General features: G+C 58.1%; 17 protein-coding genes and 1 pseudogene. 4 read left to right on the top strand and 14 right to left on the bottom strand.

Translation table 11 applies throughout. From position 1 onward, the window contains the following. Positions 1–2: 2 nt before the first annotated feature. From fliI to fliE, 5 genes are all read right to left on the bottom strand, one after another. A complete protein-coding gene (gene fliI, locus OKC42_RS00265) occupies positions 3–1,334 on the bottom strand; it encodes a flagellar protein export ATPase FliI (protein WP_236356168.1) in 1,332 nt (443 codons plus the stop codon). Between the two features lie 52 nt (positions 1,335–1,386). Next, positions 1,387–2,211, bottom strand: coding sequence for a flagellar assembly protein FliH (fliH, locus tag OKC42_RS00260; protein WP_139433180.1), 825 nt, complete (start codon positions 2,209–2,211; stop codon positions 1,387–1,389). A 68-nt stretch (positions 2,212–2,279) separates the two neighbouring features. Then, complete coding sequence (gene fliG / locus OKC42_RS00255) at positions 2,280–3,341, bottom strand: flagellar motor switch protein FliG (protein WP_005334749.1); 1,062 nt, start codon at positions 3,339–3,341, stop codon at positions 2,280–2,282. Beyond that, positions 3,334–5,043: a flagellar basal-body MS-ring/collar protein FliF gene (fliF, locus tag OKC42_RS00250; RefSeq protein ID WP_180342942.1), complete on the bottom strand. Its 1,710-nt coding sequence runs from the start codon at positions 5,041–5,043 to the stop codon at positions 3,334–3,336. Before fliF ends, fliG begins: the two co-directional genes overlap by 8 nt. Before the next feature lie 62 nt (positions 5,044–5,105). Then, complete coding sequence (gene fliE, locus OKC42_RS00245; protein WP_270818848.1) at positions 5,106–5,423, bottom strand: flagellar hook-basal body complex protein FliE; 318 nt, start codon at positions 5,421–5,423, stop codon at positions 5,106–5,108. Between the two features lie 154 nt (positions 5,424–5,577). Between fliE and OKC42_RS00240 the strand changes: the two genes are divergently transcribed. Continuing rightward, a complete protein-coding gene (locus tag OKC42_RS00240; protein ID WP_270818847.1) occupies positions 5,578–6,489 on the top strand; it encodes an AraC family transcriptional regulator in 912 nt (303 codons plus the stop codon). A 66-nt stretch (positions 6,490–6,555) separates the two neighbouring features. Further along, complete coding sequence (locus OKC42_RS00235) at positions 6,556–8,307, top strand: amidohydrolase (RefSeq protein ID WP_270818846.1); 1,752 nt, start codon at positions 6,556–6,558, stop codon at positions 8,305–8,307. A gap of 91 nt (positions 8,308–8,398) precedes the next feature. Here the strand turns inward: OKC42_RS00235 and befA are convergent, their stop codons facing one another. The 3 genes from befA to OKC42_RS00220 all read right to left on the bottom strand — a co-directional run bounded on the left by befA (position 8,399) and on the right by OKC42_RS00220 (position 11,855). Beyond that, entirely contained in the window at positions 8,399–9,184 is a 786-nt protein-coding gene (gene befA / locus OKC42_RS00230; RefSeq protein ID WP_270818845.1) for a beta cell expansion factor BefA, read from the bottom strand. A 213-nt stretch (positions 9,185–9,397) separates the two neighbouring features. Continuing rightward, complete coding sequence (gene pyk, locus OKC42_RS00225; RefSeq protein WP_252655368.1) at positions 9,398–10,837, bottom strand: pyruvate kinase; 1,440 nt, start codon at positions 10,835–10,837, stop codon at positions 9,398–9,400. A 163-nt stretch (positions 10,838–11,000) separates the two neighbouring features. Further along, complete coding sequence (locus tag OKC42_RS00220; RefSeq protein ID WP_005334759.1) at positions 11,001–11,855, bottom strand: MurR/RpiR family transcriptional regulator; 855 nt, start codon at positions 11,853–11,855, stop codon at positions 11,001–11,003. Positions 11,856–12,202: 347 nt separating this feature from the next. Here OKC42_RS00220 and glk point away from each other — a divergent pair. Further along, positions 12,203–13,174 (top strand): annotated as a pseudogene (gene glk, locus OKC42_RS00215) (glucokinase); the annotation flags it as partial. Between the two features lie 205 nt (positions 13,175–13,379). Here the strand turns inward: glk and OKC42_RS00210 are convergent. Next, positions 13,380–13,880, bottom strand: coding sequence for an SRPBCC family protein (locus OKC42_RS00210; RefSeq protein WP_005334766.1), 501 nt, complete (start codon positions 13,878–13,880; stop codon positions 13,380–13,382). Positions 13,881–14,035: 155 nt separating this feature from the next. Here OKC42_RS00210 and OKC42_RS00205 point away from each other — a divergent pair, with 155 nt between their 5' ends. Further along, positions 14,036–14,455, top strand: a complete 420-nt coding sequence (locus tag OKC42_RS00205; RefSeq protein WP_110302527.1) for a GNAT family N-acetyltransferase — start codon at positions 14,036–14,038, stop codon at positions 14,453–14,455. Here the strand turns inward: OKC42_RS00205 and OKC42_RS00200 are convergent. From OKC42_RS00200 to OKC42_RS00180, 5 genes are all read right to left on the bottom strand, one after another. Next, complete coding sequence (locus OKC42_RS00200; protein ID WP_005353702.1) at positions 14,445–14,963, bottom strand: hypothetical protein; 519 nt, start codon at positions 14,961–14,963, stop codon at positions 14,445–14,447. The genes OKC42_RS00205 and OKC42_RS00200 overlap by 11 nt on opposite strands. Positions 14,964–14,973: 10 nt before the next feature. Next, positions 14,974–15,765, bottom strand: coding sequence for a winged helix-turn-helix domain-containing protein (locus tag OKC42_RS00195; protein ID WP_270818842.1), 792 nt, complete (start codon positions 15,763–15,765; stop codon positions 14,974–14,976). 377 nt (positions 15,766–16,142) lie between these two features. Beyond that, positions 16,143–17,669, bottom strand: coding sequence for a methyl-accepting chemotaxis protein (locus OKC42_RS00190; RefSeq protein WP_270818840.1), 1,527 nt, complete (start codon positions 17,667–17,669; stop codon positions 16,143–16,145). A 64-nt stretch (positions 17,670–17,733) separates the two neighbouring features. After that, complete coding sequence (locus OKC42_RS00185; RefSeq protein ID WP_005334783.1) at positions 17,734–18,465, bottom strand: substrate-binding periplasmic protein; 732 nt, start codon at positions 18,463–18,465, stop codon at positions 17,734–17,736. A 551-nt stretch (positions 18,466–19,016) separates the two neighbouring features. Next, positions 19,017–20,255, bottom strand: a complete 1,239-nt coding sequence (locus OKC42_RS00180; RefSeq protein ID WP_258721742.1) for a uracil-xanthine permease family protein — start codon at positions 20,253–20,255, stop codon at positions 19,017–19,019. Between the last annotated feature and the right edge of the window lie 303 nt (positions 20,256–20,558).

Genomic DNA, 20,558 nt, shown 5'->3' with positions numbered 1-20,558 from the left:
CATCAGCGCATCAATGGCATCGCCACCATCTGCAAGGCTTGCAGGCCATCATCGTAGTGAATGACCTCGCGCATCCCCTGCTGCAAGAACTGATCCAGATAGGGTTTTTGAATGATGGCGCGGTCAATACGCGGATCGGAACCCTGACTGTAGGCGCCGATGGTGATGAGATCCCGGTTCTGCTGATAGAGGGAGTAGAACTGCTTGAGGGTGCGCGCCAGATCCATATGTTCCGGCGAAGTGACCATGGGCATAACCCGGCTGATGGACTTCTCGATGTCGATAGCCGGATAGTGGCCCGCATCGGCCAGCTCGCGCGACAACACTATGTGGCCATCGAGGATCGCCCGCGCAGCATCGGCAATGGGATCTTGCAGGTCATCCCCCTCGGTCAGGACGGTGAAGAAGGCGGTTATGGAGCCCTGGCCGTCACTGCCGTTACCCGCCCGCTCCACCAGCGCCGGTAATTTGGCAAATACCGAGGGAGGATAGCCCTTGGTCGCCGGCGGCTCGCCCACCGCCAGCGCGATCTCACGCTGGGCCTGGGCATAACGGGTAAGAGAGTCCATCAAGAGCAACACGTTGAGCCCCTGATCGCGAAAATACTCGGCAATGGCCAGCGCCGTTTCACACCCCTTGAGCCGCATCAGCGGCGAGGCGTCGGCAGGAGCCGCCACCACCACGGAGCGGGCACGCCCCTCCTCTCCCAGAATGTCTTCGATAAACTCTTTCACTTCCCGGCCCCGTTCACCGATGAGGCCGACCACCACCACATCCGCCACCGAGCCGCGGGTCATCATGCCCAGCAGCACAGATTTGCCGACACCGGAACCGGCAAACAGCCCCATCCGCTGGCCCTGCCCCACCGTCAGCACGGCATTGATGGCGCGTACCCCCACGTCCATCGGCTGATGGATCGGGCGGCGAGAGAGCGGGTTGATGCGATGCTGGGCAAACTGCACGGTCTGGGAGGAGAGAATGGGGCCGAGGCCATCGAGTGGCTGGCCGATGCCATCGATGACCCGACCAAGCAGGTTCATCCCAACCGGAATGCCGTGCTCTTCGGTGATGGGCACCACCCGGGCACCGGGGATCACCCCCTTGAGCTGCTCGCTCGGCATCAGATAGAGGCGATCGCCAGAAAAACCGACCACTTCAGCCTCCAGCGTCCCATCAAGGGTATCGATGCGGCAGAGGGCACCGATGGCGGCACGGCAGCCGATGGCTTCGAGGGTCAGCCCCACCACCCGGGTCAATTTACCGGCGACCGGCGGTTTGGGGGCGCTGTCGCGTACCTTGTACCTTTGCAACCGGTTCAGTAGCGAGCCGCTCATCTGGCCTCCTGAGAGCTAAAAAGTGCAGCCGGACAGCAACGTCCGGCATCGGTTATGGGCGTGAGTCCGGCGAAGCCGGTTTCTGCGACGCATTGTCCCGCAAGAAGTTGCGCAGCAACTGATCGATGCGCCCGGAGAGGGTCAGATCGATGCTGGAGAGCTCGGTAGCCAGTTGCAGATCGCCGGGGGAGAGGGTGGGATCGCTCTGCAATCGCCAGTGGCGCTTGGCGCACTCGTCGGCGCCAAATGCCTGCTCGATTCGCGCTATATCGTCGGGATGCAGCATCAGAGTCACCCCCTGTTCGGCGGCAGGCAGCAAGGCCAGCCCCTCTTTAAGCGCCTCCAGCAGAATGCGGGGGGAGGTCTCTGCTTCGTGACGAATAAGCGCGCGGGCCAGTTGCATCACCAGCGAGACCAACTGCTGCTCCACCGCCTGATCCAACTCGTTAAGCGGATTGGCAAGGCGCGCGGCGAGCCCCTGCCAGTGGGCGATCTCCTGCTCCACCAGCTCGCGGCCCATAGCCAGCCCCTCCTCGCGCCCCTGTTCGAGACCGGCAGAATGACCCTGTTGCAATCCCTCCAGCTTGCCCTCTTCCATCCCCTTGGCATAACCGGACTCGCGCCCCTCGGCCATCCCCTCTTCCCAAGCGGCCTGACGGATCGCTTCAAGCTCTTCGGCAGTGATGCTGGGGGCCGGCTCCTGTTCGGGCTCCGGCTCCACCACCTCCTCTTCCTGCTGATACCAGTCAGGGGCCAGGCCAAGGGCATTGGTAGGCGCACCCGCCTCTACCTCGACCTCCATCTCGGGCCAGCCCCAAGTCTCAACCCGGGCATCATCGCCCTCGGGGCGCACATACCCACGCAGTTTGTTGTTCATGCTTTGCGCGGCTCCTCACCACAGCCTGATGCGGGTTTGGCATCGCAATTCGGTTTATGGGCCATGGCTTAGAGGAACTCCTCGCCGCCACCGGCGCCCAGCATGATCTCGCCAGCATCCGCCAGACGACGGGCGATGGAGAGGATCTCTTTCTGGGCCGCTTCCACTTCGGAGACCCGGATCGGCCCCATGGCCTCCAGATCGTCTGCCAGCATTTCGGCCGCCCGTTTGGACATGTTCTTGAAGATCTTCTCGCGCATCTGATCGTCGGAGCCCTTGAGGGCGCGTTGCAGCAGATCCCCAGGCACTTCCCGCAGCATGGTCTGGATGCCGCGATCGTCCACATCGATGAGGTTTTCGAACACGAACATCAAATCCTGGATCTGCTGGCTCATCTCTTCGTCCGACTCGCGGATGGAGTCCATCAGCTGGCCTTCGATATTGGTATCCAGGTAGTTCATGATGTTGGCGGCTGCCTTCAGGCCGCCCATCTTGGCTGCCTGGGCACCGGCCGCACCGGCGAACTGTTTCTCCATGATGTCGTTCAACTCTTGCAGTGCCGCCGGTTGTACCTCTTCGAGGTTGGCGATACGCATCACCAGATCGAGGCGCACCTGCTCCGGGAACTGGCTCAGGATCTCGGCGGATTGCTCCGGCTCCAGATAGGAGAGCACGATAGTCTGGATCTGCGGGTGTTCGTTCTGGATGATGCTGGCCACCTGACGGGCATCCATCCACTTGAGCGAATCGAGGCCGCGGGCGCCGGAACCGAGAATGATCTGATCCACCAGATTGCTCGCCTTGTCCTCGCCAAGGGCCGCCACCAACGCCTTGCGCACGAAGTCTTCGCTGCCGATACCGATGTTGGTGTACTTCTGGATATCGTCGATGAATTGACGGTGCACCGCCGCCACCCGATCGTGACTGAAGTCAGACATGGAAGCCATCGACATACCGAGCCGCTGCACCTGCTTGGGCTCGAGATGACGGAAGATCTGGGCGGCATCCTCTTCATTGAGGCTGAGCATCAACACCGCAGCCATCTCCATCCCCGACATCTGGTCGAGGATCTGGCGCTGACTGTCGGTGATGTCATTGCCGGTGACTTGACTCTTCTTTTCTTCAGGCATCTTTGTTCGTTACCCATTCTTTAATGACCTGAGCGGCCAGATCCGGCTCGTTCGCTACCAGCGCACGTACCGCCTTGAGCAAGTCTTCGTCACGGTGCAGATCCGGCAGTTTCAGCTGGCCATCACGTACACCAAACACCTGATCGCTCTCGACTTGTGCTGACAGCAGGCTCAACTCGTCGTCGCCACCCAGTACGGTGTGGTTGTCGAAATCCACTTCCCCTTCCGGTTTGGCATCCGGGTAGAGCAGTCGCTTGAGCATGGGGCGAACCACGGTGACGATCAAGACGATGATCACCAGTACCGAGGCGGCAATCCGCACCGCACGCCAGAACCAGGGCTGATCGTAGAGCGGCACTTCGGCCACGGTATCCAGCTCTGGGCGATTGAACGGAATCGCGACCACCTCAAGGGTATCACCCCGGGTCACATCAAAGCCAAGGCCACCGCTCAGCAAACGACGCAATGTATCGAGTTCTGCCTGGGTGCGCGCCTCACGGGTAACGGCCCCGTCGGCACCCGGTACCGCTTTGTAATCCACGGCAACCGAAACAGTCATGCGGCGAATGCCTCCCATCTGGCGACGGGTATGGCTGACGGTGGTATCCAGCTCGAAGTTGCGAGTCGCCTCTTTGCGGGAACGGCCCGAAGCGGCAGCGCTGGCACCATCACCACCGGTCGCCTCCTCGGGAATATTGGAGGCGGCAGGGGGCTGGTTGGAGAGTGCACCAGGCACACCACCGTTGCTGCCGCTGGCGCTGTTCTCTTCCATGGTCATCTCGGAGCGCACAGCAGGCAGGTCCGGGTTGTAAGTCTTGCGGGTCTGCTCCTGCTGGGAGAAGTCGAGGGAGAGATCCACTTCCGCCGTATAGTTGTCGGCCCCCAGCACCGGGATCAGGATGGCGTCAATTTTTTGTTTGTACTCCAGCTCCTGCTTCTGCTGCATGGCAAACTCTTTGCGAGTCTGGGCCGAGATCGGGTCTTGCGAGCCGGAGTTGAGCAGGCGGCCATTCTGGTCGGTGACGGTGACGCGGGTCGGCTCGAGGCCATGTACGGCAGAGGCAACCATATCGACGATGGAGTCCACCTCCCCCTGCCCCAGCGCCGCCCCTTTCAGGTTGAGCACCACAGTGGCACTGGGTTTGCGTTCGTTGCGGGCAAACACGTTGTCTTTCGGGATAGCCAGCAGCACCTGGGCCTTGGCCACATTCTGGAACTGCTCGATGGCGCTCGCCAGCTGGCGCTCGCGGCTCAGCTTCAGACGTTCGCTCTCCATCCGCTGGCTGACGCCGAAACTGGAATCTTTCAGCAGGATATCTTCACCACCGATGTTGCTATCGGTGGCATTGGCAAGACCGGCACGGGTCAGGGCCAGCTGGATAGTGGGGTAGCTTTCGGCGTTGACCAGCACGCTCTTGCCATCCACTTCATAGGGGATCTTCTGCTGATCGAGGAAGTCGAGAGTCTTCACCAGCTCCTGGGTTGTGTAGGTGCCGAGGGGACGCATATCCGGCTCCTTGCCCCAGAGCAGGATAAACACCGCAATGGCCAGACAGATGGCAAGCCCCAGGATCAGGGTGATTTGCCGCAGCACATCGGTATTGGACAGGAAGCCCAGCGCCGAACTCTTCTGCTCATTTTCATCGAGGGCGGCGGTGCCCTCATCGTTTATCAGCAGATCGCCGTTTTGGTCAGTAGCCACGATTTATGTCCTTATTGCTGACATGTTCATGATGTTCAGTCGTCATGGTTTATTGGCGTCGCTTATACCGGCATGTTCATGATGGTTTTGTAGGCATCGACGATCTTGTTGCGTACCTGTACCGTGGCTTCAAAGGCGATGGACGATTTTTGGCCCGCGATCATCACCTCGGCCAGATCCACCGACTTGTCGCCCATATCGAAACGGGTACGCAGGTCATTGGCGGCCCCTTGCAGTTCGTTGACGTTGCCAAGCGCCTGTTGCAGCAGCTGACCAAAGTCGGAGGTTACCTGACGACCGGGTTGTGCCAGCGGCGTTGCGCCTGCTTCGATCTTGAGCGCCTGCATCTCTTGCATCAGGCTGCTTGCACTAATTTCCATTTTCCATCCCCAGACAAATCATTGACGCTGGCATGCAACAAGCAATTAGAGTGCCAATGCGTTAAAAACGCGATGAAGATGAGTGGCCAGACCAGGCCGGACGGGTTCGACAACGGCAGGTGGCTCTGATTAAATCCGACTCTGACGCCCACTTTTGCTGGCTGGCAAGGAGTCCGCTCTGGATTATCGCAAACCCGTGTTCAAGGCGATGGACTACATCAGCCACCATCTGGATGACAATCCGGGCCTGGATGAGGTCGCAGCGGCGGCGGCCATCTCCACCTTCCACTTCCACCGTATTTTCAAGACGATGGTCGGCGAGACCATTGCCGGATTTACCCGGCGCCTGCGTATGGAGCGCGCTGCCCGTCGCTTGCTCGCCTCCCCCCAAAGCGACATCACCACCCTCGCACTGGCCGCCGGGTTCTCCAGCTCGCAGAATTTCGCCAAGGCCTTTCGCCTGCACTTCGCCATGAGCCCCTCGGAATACCGCCAGCAGCAGGGGGGAAACTGGAAAAGCAAGATTGGAAACGATCCCCTTCCCTTTGACACCTATGATGACCTGGCCATGCACCCGGTCACCGAACACCCGGGTCTGTTGCAGGGGGCAAGCGTCAGACAGATGCCCGCCCGGCGCGTGGCGTACATGCGCCGCCTGGGCCCCTATGGCAAAGAGACCTGCGAGCAAGCTCATCGGGATTTGCTCGCGCTGTTCGCCTCAGACGAGGCGATGACACCAGCAGGTACCCTGAGTCTCTATTGGGATATCCCCGATATCACCGATGAGACCCGTTGCCGTACTGACGTCTGCATCGAGCTGGGGCCAGAGATCCACGCTGGGCGCCAGTTAACCACCCAGACCATCGCCGCGGGCCCCTATGCGGTTTGTCAGTTTATCGCTCGCGGCGATCAACTGGTTGCCTGCTGGGAAACGGCGTTTCGCTGGGTAGTGGGCCAAGGGCTGAACTGCGACGATCGCCCGTGTTACGAGCAATACCACGCAGGTACGGACCCCGACCGGGAGCATTACGTGTTTGATATCTGTATCCCGCTGATCAACCGATAAGCCGATACCTCATTTCCATTTACCCACTTCGGTGCCTTCGGGCACCGAAGCGACGGAGTCATGCCCATGAATATCAAAACGCTGTTTCTCGCCAGCTTGCTGGTGACGCTGCCCGCTGCCGCCAATGCCCAGTCACAGAGCCAGACGCTGATCTTTGGCGGCACCATCTACAGTGGTGATCCGGCGAACCCTCACCCGGAAGCGGTCGGCATTGAAGGTAAAAAGATAGTGGCAGTCGGCAGCTATCAGGAGGTCAGCGCCCGTCTAGGCAACCATGCCAAGCGTCTTGATCTGAAAGGAAAGTACCTGATGCCGGGGCTCATCGACAGCCATGTTCATGCGGCATTTGCCGGTTTTCAGGGGATGACGGTTAACTTTCCTGACGCCATGAGCGAGGTTGAGCAGGTGCAGCAATTTCTGACCCGCAGCAAGGATGATCCCCGCCTGACACTGGGCGATGTAGAGCTATACAGCAATGTCTCCCTCGACTATTGGCATCAGCTTCCCCTGCTCGATCAGGTGTTCAATGGCCTGCAATACCGGCAGATCCCGGTAGTGCTGGCAGGTTCGGATGCCCACACCGGTTGGGCCAATCAGGCCATGCTGCGCAAGGCTGGCATTGATGCCGACACCCTTGCCGGTCGTTATGCTCCGCTGAAAGGCAATTTTGGCCTCACCCCATCCGGCAAGCTCAATGGCTTTGCCTCGGAAGGCGGCTGGGATGCCATCCTCAAGGCGCTGCCTCCTGTCAGCGACGAGACGATTGCCAGTGCCATCATGACTGCCGCCAAACAACTCAATCAGGTGGGCATTACCGCCTGGATGGACCCTATCAGCAACATTCGCCCCCTCGCCCCCATCTTCAACGCCGAGCCGGATCGCCGCGATACCGGCCTGCTGCCGGCGTACAGCATGCTCTCCCGGGAAGGCAAGCTGACCGGACATGTGTCCGCACTGGCACTGGTAGGGATACATGCATCACCCGCCATCATTGATGACGTATTAGCGCTGCAACAGCAGTTTCAAGATGCCCCGGACGTGAAACTGGTGGGGATAAAGATCCTCCAAGATGGTGTTATCGAGTATCCATCCCAGACCGCCAAGTTGAGCGAGCCCTACCTCAACCGTCCCGGTTACAGCGGCAAGGACGATCTGGACAAGCAGCGTTTCAACGAGCTGATCCGCACCGCGGATGCCCATCAACTTATCGCTCACTTTCATGCCATCGGCGATCGGGCCGTCCGAGAATCCCTCGATGCCATCGCCTATGCCCGGGCCCACAATCAGGATCACCGCCTGCTGCACAGCATCACCCATCTGGAGGTGGTGAGCCCGGCCAGCATTGCCCGTTTCAAACCACTCAATGTGGCCGCATCGATGCAACTGTTGTGGGCCGGGAAAAACGTGGCGACCACCCTGCTGCTTGAAGGAAAAGTGCCTCCGGCACTGCTAGCCCGCCTCTATCCGGCAGGCAGCTTGCTGCAAAGCGGCACCATTATCGCCGGTGCCAGTGACTGGCCGGTCTCCAGCCCCAACCCTTTCCTCGCCATGTATACCGCGATCACCCGTCAAGGGGAGCTTGGCTTGCTGCCCCCCGCCAGCGAGCAGATCAGCCGTCAGGCCATCTTGCAGGCCTATACCCTCAACGCCGCCAAGGTTATTGGGCGGGAAAAGGAGATTGGCTCCATCAGCGCGGGCAAGAGTGCTGACCTGATCTTACTGGATCGCAATCTGGAACAGGTAGCAAGCGAAGAGCTCAAGGAGACCAAGGTGCTCTGGACCATGTTCAAGGGCAAGCAGGTCTATTCAGCCCACTGACACCGAGAGAACAAACAGGCCCGCACTGCGGGCCTGTTGGCGAGATCACGACAAGCGTATGGCGTGCAGTGAGCAACCGATAACGGCGGGATTAGCGGCCCGTTTCAGTCAAGTCCTTGTCAATCCAGTATTTGGAGCCGGAGATATTGGCATCGAGCAGCAAGCCCTTCTCGCCAATCTGGTAGATGGCCATGCCGCCATTGTATTTGGCGGTAAGCTCGGCGCTCTCCTTGCCGGCCACCACGCCCACTTCGGAAGTGGCCTCCCACCCCTGGGTCACGAAGGCATCGAATCTGGCCTTGTCTTCAAACAGGATCACCTGCTGATAAAACTTGCCGCCAATCCCGGCCGCCAGACCCGCACCAAACATCTTCATATAGGTGTGCTTGCCGGTTTTGCGATTGACCGCCACCCCGGCCCCCTGATTGGTATGCAGCATCAGGGAGAACTTGCGCGAATCGAACACTGCATAGCCATAAGCCTTGTCAAACAACAACTTGGCTGATGGCTGCTCGTTGAACAACCGGATCAGCGCAGTGTCGGCCATGGTATTGAGCGCGATCCTCGCCTCTTTAGCCGTCTTGGGGTTGAGCATCTCGTTGAGCTCCTTGTCGGCCGCCTTCAGCCACTCCTTACCGGTCGCGATGCACTTGTCGGTCCAGACCCCGGCGGTATTGAAGGCATCCTCTCCCCAGGCCGAGATGGAGGCCCAGCTCTTTTTGGAAAAATCGCTGACATCCTGCCACACCTCCTTGCTGGTCTCGCTCACTGCCGCTCCCAGATCGGACGCTGCGGCCTTGAGCTTGGCCCAGTCGGCATAACAGGGTGAGAAGGCCAGACTCAGTGACAAGGCCAGCAACCAGTTACGCTTGTTCATTTTTTCACTCCCGTATTGTCGAGTGTCTGGGCTACCTGGGGCGATCACCTACAACAGGCTACCCGGTCAAAATCACTCCCGCATTATCGGAAGGGGAATCCGGTTAAGCAATCATTGAGTCCTGTTTATACCGCCACAGCCCGACAGCGGTTAACAAAAAGGCTGCTCATCAAAGAGGAGCAGCCTTGTTAAGCACAGTAAAACCGGACGGGCTTATTCGACCATCATCACCTTGCAGGTGTTGGTACTACCCACGGTTTCCATCTTGTCACCGTGAGTCAGCAGCACCATGTCACCGCTCTGCAATAGCCCCTTATCCTTGAGCACGGCCAGCGCGTCGCGGCACACTTCGTAGACCGGTTTGGTCTCGTCACCGTCAAACATCACCGGAGTGACGCCGCGGTAGAGATTGGTCCAGGCCAGGGTCTTGTTGTGGGGAGACATGGCAAAGATCGGCAGACCGGAGCTGATACGGGACATCAGCAGCGGCGTAGTACCGGATTCGGTCAGTGCCACGATCGCCTTCACCCCTTCCAGGTGGTTGGCCGCATACATGGTGGACATGGCCACCGCCTCTTCTACCGAGGTAAAGGTGTAGCTCATGCGGTGGTTGGAGACGTTCAGGCTCGGGTGCTTCTCGGCACCGACACAGACGCTCGCCATGGAGGTCACGGTCTCGATAGGGAACTGACCGGCAGCAGTCTCGGCGGAGAGCATCACCGCATCGGTACCATCCAGCACGGCGTTGGCCACGTCCATGACCTCTGCACGAGTCGGCAGCGGCGCATTGATCATCGACTCCATCATCTGGGTCGCGGTGATCACTACACGGTTCAAACGACGGGAGTGGCGGATCAGCTTCTTCTGTACGCCAACCAGCTCGGGGTCACCGATCTCGACACCCAGATCGCCACGAGCGACCATCACAGCATCGGAACCGAGGATGATGTCTTCCATCGCCTCATCGGTGGCGACGGTTTCGGCGCGCTCAACCTTGGCCACGATCTTGGCATTGGAACCGGCTTCGCGGGCCAGCTCGCGGGCGTAGCGCAGATCGTCGCCACAGCGCGGGAAGGAGACAGCCAGATAGTCCACATTCATGCGGGCAGCGGTCTTGATGTCTTCCTTGTCTTTCTCGGTCAGGGCCGGAGCGGAGAGACCACCCCCTTTCTTGTTGATGCCCTTGTTGTTGGAGAGCGGCCCGGCCACGGTCACCGTGGTGTGAATGCGGGTGCCTTCAACCTGCTCGACCTTCAGCTGTACACGGCCATCGTCCAGCAGCAGGATGTCGCCCTGTACCACATCGTCTGGCAGGCTCTTGTAGTCGATACCGACCTGCTCCTGACAACCTTCACCCTTGCCGAGTGCCGCGTCGAGAATGAACTTGTCACCGATGGCCAGATAGATTTTGCCATCCTTGAAAGTGGAAACACGGATTTTCGGGCCTTGCAGATCACCCATGATGGCGACGTGACGACCGAGCTTGGCAGCAATGTCACGCACCTGATTGGCGCGCAGGATATGGTCTTCAGGAGTGCCGTGAGAGAAGTTCATCCGCACCATGTCGGCCCCGGCGCGGATGATCCCTTCGAGGATCCCTTCGCGGTCGGTAGCCGGACCGAGTGTGGTTACAATCTTTGTACGTCTAGGCATGAAAGACTCCAATATGAAGTTGATATGACTTGAGATTCTGCCCCATCAAGCCCATGGCTCGATGCACCCGTTTACAAACCATCTGGGTGGTTTTTGTTATTAAATTACAATACTACACCAAGGCGGGTGGCATAGACAGTCGGGGGCCGGAGCCCCCGACGGTTCAGGAAGAGTGCGGGGTTTCGAAGCGGGATTCGCGCAATCCCTCTTTTACTTTCTTCAGATTTTCGCGAAATTTCATCCCCCGGCGCAGAGTAAAACCGGTCGCCAGCACATCCACCAGCGCCAGTTGGGCGATGCGGGATGCCATCGGCATATAGACATCGGTATCTTCCGGCACATCCATGGAGAGCACCAGGTTGCACTCGCGGGCCAGCGGGGAGTCCTTGGCGGTCATGCCGATCACGGTGGCGTCGTTCTCGCGGGCCAGCGCGGCGATCTCGACCAGCGCCTTGGTGCGGCCGGTGTGGGAGATCAGCACCACCACATCCCCTTCGCTGCTGTTGATGCAGCTCATGCGCATCATGACGATATCGTCAAAGCTCACTACCGGAATGTTGAAGCGAAAGAATTTGTTCTGGGCATCGCGGGCAACGGCGGAGGAGGCGCCAAGGCCGAAGAAGCTGATCTTCTTGGACTGGGTCAGGATATCGACGCAGCGGTTGATGGCAGAAATATCCAGGCTGTTTTTGGCGGCATCCAGACAGGCCATGGTGGATTCGAAGATCTTGGCGGTGTAGGTATCCGGCCCATCTTCCGCTTCCACATGACGATTTACGTAAGGGGTGCCATTGGCCAGGCTCTGGGCCAGATGGAGTTTGAAATCAGGAAAGCCCTTGGTATCGAGACGGCGGCAAAAGCGGTTGACGGTCGGTTCACTGACATCGGCCATCTTGGCCAGAGCGGCGATGCTGGAGTGGATGGCGGTCTGGGGAGACGCCAGGATCACCTCGGCAACCTTGCGTTCTGATTTACTGAAACTTTCCAAGTTGTTCGTAATTTTATCAAGGGTATTCATCATCACCACCAGGCGTTTTTGTAATTTAGCTTCAGTGTCTTTGCACTCAATCTACGGCTAAGCAAGTTTCCATTCAAGCTAAGGACTATACAAGACAAGCGGTTATCGCAACTAACGCCTGCCATACAAAGTATGACTCATCTCTAATTATTTCGTACTTTTCGTTACAAAACGTCACCTTGCCATGAAAGCGCTTACAAATGTTGCAAAGCAACAACACTGTGAGCAGGCGCACGTTTGTATCGATCCGGCGGGTGAGCAATTCTGAGCTCGGATAGAATGGGCCGTCATAATCCAACAATAATCTCGGGACACCAGAGTCGTCCCCATCCTGTAACGAAGGAGTTGTTATGCAGCATACCCATGCGCTGGTCGGCGATGTCGGCGGCACCAATGCGCGTCTGGCCCTGTGTGAGCTGGCCACCGGTACAATATCTCAAGCAAAGACCTACTCAGGTCTGGCCCATCCCAGCCTTGAAGCCGTGGTACGCCTCTATCTGGAAGAACACAAGGTCCAGGTGGCTGAAGCCTGCATCGCCATCGCCTGCCCCATCAACGGTGACTGGGTTGCCATGACCAACCACAGCTGGGAGTTCTCCATCAGCGAGATGCAGAGCAATCTTGGGCTGGCACGCCTGCAAGTGATCAACGACTTTACTGCGGTCTCGATGGCTGTGCCGGTATTGGCTGAATCGGATCGCATCCAGCTTGGCGGCGCCGCGCCGGTAGCGGGTAAGCCCATCGCCATCTATGGTGCAGGCACAGGCCTTGGGGTCGCCCATCTGGTCAAGGCGGGTGAGCAGTGGCTGAGCCTGCCGGGAGAAGGTGGTCATGTGGATTTTGCTGCCAACAGCGAAGAGGAAGATGCGGTGCTGCAAGTAATGCGAGGCGAATTGGGCCATGTCTCGGCAGAGCGTTTCCTCTCCGGCCCGGGTCTGGTCAATCTCTATCGCGGGCTGGTGAAATCCGATGGCCGTGAGCCAGAGCCGTTTGCCCCCAAAGACATTACCGAGCGCGCACTGGCCGGGGAGTGCCTCGATTGCCGTCGCACCCTGAGCCTGTTCTGCGTGTTGATGGGCCGCTTTGCCGGCAATCTGGCCCTCAATATGGGCACCTTTGGCGGCGTCTATATCGCAGGTGGCATAGTGCCGCGCTTCCAGGAGTTCTTTACCGGTTCCGGTTTCCGGGTCGCTTTTGAAGACAAGGGGCGCTTCAAGTCCTACCTCAAGGAGATCCCGGTGTTTCTGATCACCCATGAAGGGCCGGGGCTGCTCGGTGCGGGTGCTTACTTGCGCCAGTCGATGGGGATCACTATCTGATTGAAGAGGGGAACGAGGCGGGATCATCCATGGTTCAGCCTCGATTCAGTGTGAATGGCATAAAGTAGCCGCACGTAACCAAGAGTGTTGTGCTTCACAAGGAGTGGAAAGCGACTCTCATCCGCTGGATACGTTTGTCACCTGACAAGCCTGAACTGTTTCAACCGGCCTTTTGGCCGGTTTTTTTTATGTCTGATATCCGGGATTACTGGGCCAGCGCCTTCAACTGCGCCTTGTCTGGCGGATTGTTCCAGTCGATGGGACCATGGGTAAAACGGTACTGCAACCGTGGCAGACTGGTCTCCAGCCACTCTTCTCGAAAATAGGCATAACCCTGATCCCAATCCGGATCATTGGCCCAACCGCTCTGCAGGAAGTAGAGGCGAGTGCCCTGCCCTTCCGGCACAAATCGCAGGCAAACCTGGGTCTTTTGCTGGCGGATATGGGGCAGGCTGGGCGGGAAATTCCAGCTGAAACTGAGCAGGTCATAGGGCATGACGGCCATGACCCGGCACCCTTCGCTGCCACGTTCACCCAGCGGGGCATCAGGCCTGAAGTAGATCTCGAAAGGACCATTCGGTTCGGCCACCATCAAACATTCGGGAGCCAGAAAACTGCGCAGACCGCTTTCGGTAGTCCAGGCGTGCCAGACATCGTCTATGTGCGCCGGCACAAAAATGTTGCCTTCAATCAGTTTATTGTCCATAAATCAGCGATCCTCAAGCCATCCATACAAGGGACTCCGGCAGTATAGCCCCATGGCAAATACAATGGACAGTGCTTAATCACACCCTTGTCATTTGCATCGATTAACCTGCCGCTGTGCAGCTGCCTCAGTGAACATTGGCTCGGGAGGGCATCATGATCCGGCTCATGGAAGAACACGACATTCCACAACTGGCTCGGCTGTTTTTAAAGAGCCGCCGCCACACCTTTCACTGGGTTGATCCCGCCCGTTTCCAACTCGAGGATTTCGAGGTGCAGACCAAAGGTGAACAGGTGTGGGTCGCCGAACAGGGGGGCAATATCTGCGGCTTTATCGCCATCTGGCAGCCCGATCACTTCGTCCATCACCTCTATGTGTCAAGCGACTGGCACGGTCAGGGGATAGGGCGCGCCCTGCTGGAGCGGGGCCTCGCTGATTCGCCGCACGGCTCGCTCAAGGTTGCGACCCGCAACACGGCGGCAGTAGCCTTCTACCACCGGCTGGGCTGGCAAAACAGTGATGAGACAGGCCACTGCGAGGTCACCGGCCCCTGGTGCAAGTTGCTTAGAAACTAGCGGGACGCCCGGCACCTGCGCTTTGTGGCTGAACAGGCACCAGCGGTGCCGGGGGGAAGAACCAGCGGTAGAGATCGAACCAGCCATCTCGCTGGGCAATCACGACCTCGTGCACTGGATCGCGCTGGAAGATCGCCACCTTGTTTTCAGTCAGCGGCACCCAGGCATAGTTGACCAACGCATATTGCGACTGGATCAGGTTGTACTCATTGAGATAGGAGTCATCGTTACCCGATTCGTGCAGTTGGGTACGACTGTCGATGAGGTAAACAAGCTGGTTGAAGAAGGTAAGTTGAAAACCGGTCACCCGCCACTTCTCCCTGGTCGCCTCCTCCTCTTCGATCACGGTGATTTTGCCCCAGCGGCACACCCCGTGATAGTTGACTCCATTGGCCGACATTTTCAGGTCGTAATGGCAGCCCAGACTGTTGATAAACATCCCGACCACAAACAGCAGCACGACAAGCAGTGGCAACAGCAGCAAGGTATTTTTCAGCGTTCGTTTCATCAGAGATCCCTTACAGCGTTTTTTCGAGCTCTTTATAGGAAAACACGCGAACCTGGTGGCCGGAGACCAGCACCAGCGATGCTGGTTTGACTGGTAGCACATCGCTCCGTGCCTCCATCTGGCAAACAACGCCGGTCGGCGAGTCGGTGCAGTGCACATGGAGCCACTCGAAATGGAGATAGCTGGCGACAAACACCACCAGCACAGCCAGTAGCAGATTGACGTATATCAGGCCCCTTGCCAGCATTGGCCGCCCGATACCGCTGAGAAAGGCAAGTTTGGCGCGCTCACCAAAAGAACGGGGAGCAGCAGGTTCTTTGATGACCTCGTGGTCGGAGCTTGGTGATGTCGACGGTGGCTGCGCAGCCGCTGCAGGCGTGGGCTCGCTCATCGGCTCGGGCAAGGGCTCACTCTCTGTTGGCAGTGCCTTGCCGTAATAGCTCTTCATCTTGCAGTTCAGATGCAGGGAGTACCCTTTTTTCGGGGTACTTCTGATATCCAGCGTCTGGGGGGATGAGACGAAGTGGCGACGAATATTGGCGATGGCCACGTTCAGTGAGTTAGGGCTGATGGGGCGACCCAACCAGCCGATTTCGAGCAACAGATCCTTGTCGCACACCTCGTCATGGTGATCGAGCAGATAGCTGAAAATGAGGCTCTCTGCCGATGACAAACGCACCACCCGGGCGCTTTGCAAGTTGTCCTTGTCGGCACAGAAGATCAGCTCTCGCCTTTTGACATCAAAGACATAATCACCGAAGTGATAGGCTGATATGTTATTGCCTGGCGCAACCCCCGTCATACCAACCACCTGTTATTTGCATTCATCATGAAGAAGATGGGATTCCACACCTGATAAAGCCAGATGGCGGCTCAGGACTCGCTGTAATTAAACGAAATTCTAAAGGGTCGAGATCAGCGGCACAATAGATGCAGGCAGGCATGAGCGGGGAAAATGAAAATATGCGTCCAGCGCTGTCGGACTGCGTATCGGGCAGAGCATGATGCTGCGAGTTTCGCGTATCGCGGTCACGCCAATCTCAACTGAACAGTGACATGGGCATGACGAAAAGCGCTGCAGGACAAGGCCCTTTGCCCCTCACAACATCTCGCCGCGCCTCACAATAAAGGGAACCTAACCTGCCCCGCAGGATGATCCAACGGGGCGAAGTCAACTGACTAGACCCGAAACTGCTTGAGCAGGGTGTCGAGCTGGGCCGACAGCTGCCGCAGATCGCTGCTGGCTTCGGCAACCTGTGCCACTCTGGCCGCACTCTCGCTGTTGAGCGTCGCAATCCGGTTGACGCTGTGGCTGACCGCCTCCGCCACCGAGTGTTGTTCTTCCGATGCCTGGGCGATATACATGTTCATCTCGCGGATCAGGCTGACCTGATTTTTAATCTTCTCCACCGATATCTGCACATCTGCCGCCTCGATGCCGGCGCGGGATGCCTTCTCCTGACTCTGTTGCATGCCGGCACCGACATTCTGGGTCGCTTGCTGCAACCGCTTGATACTGGCGCTGATCTCCTCCGTCGACTGGCGAGTACGGCCCGACAAGGTGCGCACCTCATCCGCCACCACCGCAAAACCGCGCCCCTGATCACCCGCCCGCGCCGCCTCGATGGCCGCATTGAGGGCAAGCAAATTGGTCTGCTCGGCAATGCCGTTGATCACCTCGATGATGGTGCCAATGCTGCTGCTCTCGGTCGAAAGGGTGCGCATCAGGGTGGCGACTCGCTCCACCTCCCCCACCAGTTGATGGATGGCCTCATTGGCATGGCCCGCCAGATTGTAACCCTGCTCCACATAGAGGTTGGCCTCATCGGTAGCGCCAGAGGTTTTCACCGCGTTACCAGCCACTTCCTGCACTGCCTGACTCATTTCGGTAATGGCGGTAGCGACCTGATCCAGCTCGGATTGCTGGGCGTCACTGCCTACCCGGGTATCTGCCGAGAGGGAGTCACAGAGTTCAGCGGTTTGCAACACACCGGCAGAGAGCTCGTTGATCTCCGCCACCATCTCCTGCAACTTGGCAATAAAGTGGTTGATGTTGGTGGCCAGCGCGCCCATCTCATCCTGACGGCTGATCTTCAGACGCTGGGTCAGATCCCCCTCTCCTTTGGCCAGATCGAACACCGCCTGATTCATCTGGTGAAGCGGCCTGAGCACATTGCGATGAATCAGCACCATCAGCAGTGCGATGATGCAGAGATCGAGCACCAGGATCTGCCAGACGGTGGTGATCAACTGCTGGCGCAGTTGGGCCTGAATGGCGGCATCACTGGTTTGCACCAGCAATCGGGCCACGGTGTTTTTCTGGCCACTGTCGTCATAGACCAGATCATATCCCCCATAGGCAGCGGTATCGGCAGGCATGGCTGTCACGGGGGCAATGCTCCCCGCCGTGTCACGGGCAAACCCGGCCACCAGCTTGTCCTTGTTGACCACCAGCAAAGCACTCAGGATATCGGCCGCCAGCTCGGACTTGAGTGATGCCTCGATGAAGGCAGATTCATAATTCCACAGCGGGCCGGGCAGGGAGAGCTGAAGCCGGCCGATGGCCTGCTCGACCAGCGCACTCTGTTTGCTGTAGCTCTCCGCCCTGACGGCGTTGTAGTTGTAAGCGCCAAACAACACCAGTAGCAGACTCACCGACAGGGAGGTCAACACGGCAATCCTGAACGTCAGACTTTTCCAATCCATGGTTTCCTCCCGGTTTTACGGCAGCCGGCGCAGTGCCATTGAGCGGCACTTGCTATTGGTACTGTTACTGGTACTTGGCATTGATCTTGTCGATGGTGCCATCCGCCTTCATGGCAGCGAGGATCTCGTTAAGCTTGGTGATGAGCTCATCGGGCGTGTCCTTGTTAAACGCCAAGCTCATCTGGGTTTCCTTGAACACGAAGACCGGCTTGGGTGAGGCCACCTTCTCCTTGCTGGCCAGATAGGGCGCCAGATACTGGCCGGTTGCCCAAAGATCGATGCGGCCCGCCTCCAGTTTCTTCACGTTGGCGGTGTCGTTGGCCGCCAGCTGCAACTTGGCAAATCCCTGGGCCTTGAGATACTCGGCGGCCGCATCGCCGTTATAGCCACCCACCGAATACTGCTTGGCATCTTCCAGCGACTTGACCGTGATATTGGCGGTCGAGCTGGAGAAAAACACCCAGTTGTTATTGACCAGCGGCCCGACCCACTTGAACAGTGCTTCCCGCTCCGGAGTACGGGTCGTGGAGTAGAGGGCGGTATTGGGAGTACCGAGGGTATCTTCGTACGCCCGTTTCCAGGGCATCAGGGTCAGCTTGTATTCGACTCCAGCACGCTTGAACAGCTCTTCGACCACCTCGGTCGACAGCCCGACAATCTTGCCCCCCTCCCCCTGCATGTTGAATGGCGGGTAATCCTCGGTCATCACGTTCAGTGGCGCAGCCTGAACAGCGCTTATCGCCATCATGGAAGAGACTGAAAAAATTGCACTTTTCCACAGCAGTTGATAGTTCATTGCAACCTCGCTTTGCTTGCCATTCATCCCTGAACATCCGCCGTTACCGATGGCGGTGCACGTCTGACCCGCTGGGGTCATGCCGGCTTTCACGGCTCGCCGCCCACCCATGTGCAGCAGCAAACAGATACGGATTTTGCCTGTGCGCAACGAAACGCAACCGGCGAGGGAGGCTCACAACAAATCGAGGAGGAAACATGCCAGGGCAGCATAAGGGGAGTGCGGAGTGGGGCGGATAAGCCTCTGCCATACAACAGCGCCGTGGCAAAGAAAAAGCGCATCGTTTTATGACAGGGGTCTGGGAGAGAAATGATAGAAAACGCCAACATCCATTTTCCCATACTGCTCGAGGAGACCTCAGAGCCAAACCTGTCCTTTAGCTAAGGTCACGAAAAGAGATACGTCAAATGAGAATGCTAACCCCCTCATCTGCTTCCAGATTAGATTCCAGATGAGCTCCGCCGAGCCGAAAAATGGCGCGAGATACCCGAAAAACAGAAGGCCACCGCGAGGTGGCCTTCTCCAAATTAACAATGAACGTCTGGTGGAACTCAATCCTTGGCCGCGTCCATCACACCTTCTTCGGAGTGCGCAGGCAGGATCAGGTTGAGCAGGATGGCGGCAACAGAGGCCAGGCCAACGCCGGCCAGCGCGAAGTCGCCAATCTTCATCTCCAGCGCACCGACACCGACGGTCAGAGTCACGGCGACGATGGCGATATTGCGTGACAGTCCCAGATCCACCTTGGATTCCACCAGCGTCTTGAGACCGATGGCAGCGATGGATCCGAACAGCAGCAGCATGATACCGCCCATCACCGGCATGGGGATGGAGGTAAGCAGCGCATTGAACTTGCCGAAGAAGGCCAGAATGATGGCAAACACCGCAGCCCAGGTCATGGTGACCGGATTGAAGTTGCGAGTGATCATCACGGCACCTGTCACTTCGGCGTAGGTGGTCACGGGTGGGCCACCGATGAAACCGGCGAAGCAGACGCCGATGCCGTCACCGGCCAGCGTACGGTGCAAACCCGGATCCTTGGTGTAATCCTTGCCAGTCACGCCACCAATCGCCAACACGCCACCGATATGCTCGATACAGGGGGCGATGGCTACCGGCAACATGAACAACGCAGCAGCCCAGTTGATCTCCGGGGTTTCGAAGTGGGGCAGCGCCAGCCAGGGGGCGTTCACCATGCCATCGAAACTCACCTGGCCCATGAACACCGCCGAGACATAACCGACAATCACGCCGCACAGGATGGGGATCAGCTTGATCCACCCCTTGCAGAACACAGCTGCAATCAGGGTGACCGCCAGCGAGATACCGGCCAGCGTCAGCGCAGTCCCCGCAGGTACCACCTGCTCACTACCGGCACGGCCCATCGCCATGTTGCAGGCAACCTGCGCCACAGAAAGACCGATGACCATGATCACCGGGCCAATCACCACCGGGGGCAGCAATTTGTGCACAAAACCCATCCCTTTTGCCCGGATCAGCGCAGCCAGAATGAAATACATGAAACCGGCGGCAAACAGGCCAAACATGGTGGATGGCAATCCCCAGGTCTGGGTGGCGTAGATGATGGGAGCGATGAAGGCAAAGCTGGAACCGAGGAAAATCGGGACTTGGCGGCGGGTGCAGAGCTGGAACAACAGGGTGCCCACACCGGCGCCAAGCAGGGCCATGGAGGGGTTCAGTCCGGTGAGCAGGGGCACCAGAACCATGGCGCCGAAGGCGACAAACAGGATTTGCAGCCCGGCGACACTTTGCTTGACTAAGGAAAACATGGATGTCCTTAATTTTTTGATAACTGATGGGGATATTTATCACTTTTCAGTCATCACAAGACTTTTTCAAGGCGCGAAATGAACACAAATGCGTCACTTGTTACCTTTTACTGCTTGGGAAGGGCATGAAACTGGCTTTTTAGGCGGGATTCGTTGCTACAAGCATCGAGTATGCGATTTTACGCATTATTGTGACGAACGCCAATCGTTTTTCCATCATGTTTATTGTGTTCATGGTCAAAAATGCCGCCGCCAGGGGGCGCTCTATAATGGATCCTGTGAATCAAGATGGACAAGGAGTCC

It is taken from the genome of Aeromonas sp. Y311-2 (assembly GCF_027706025.1).
In the GTDB taxonomy this organism is placed as follows: domain Bacteria; phylum Pseudomonadota; class Gammaproteobacteria; order Enterobacterales; family Aeromonadaceae; genus Aeromonas; species Aeromonas veronii.
This window is presented reverse-complemented; position numbering and strand designations above follow the sequence as displayed.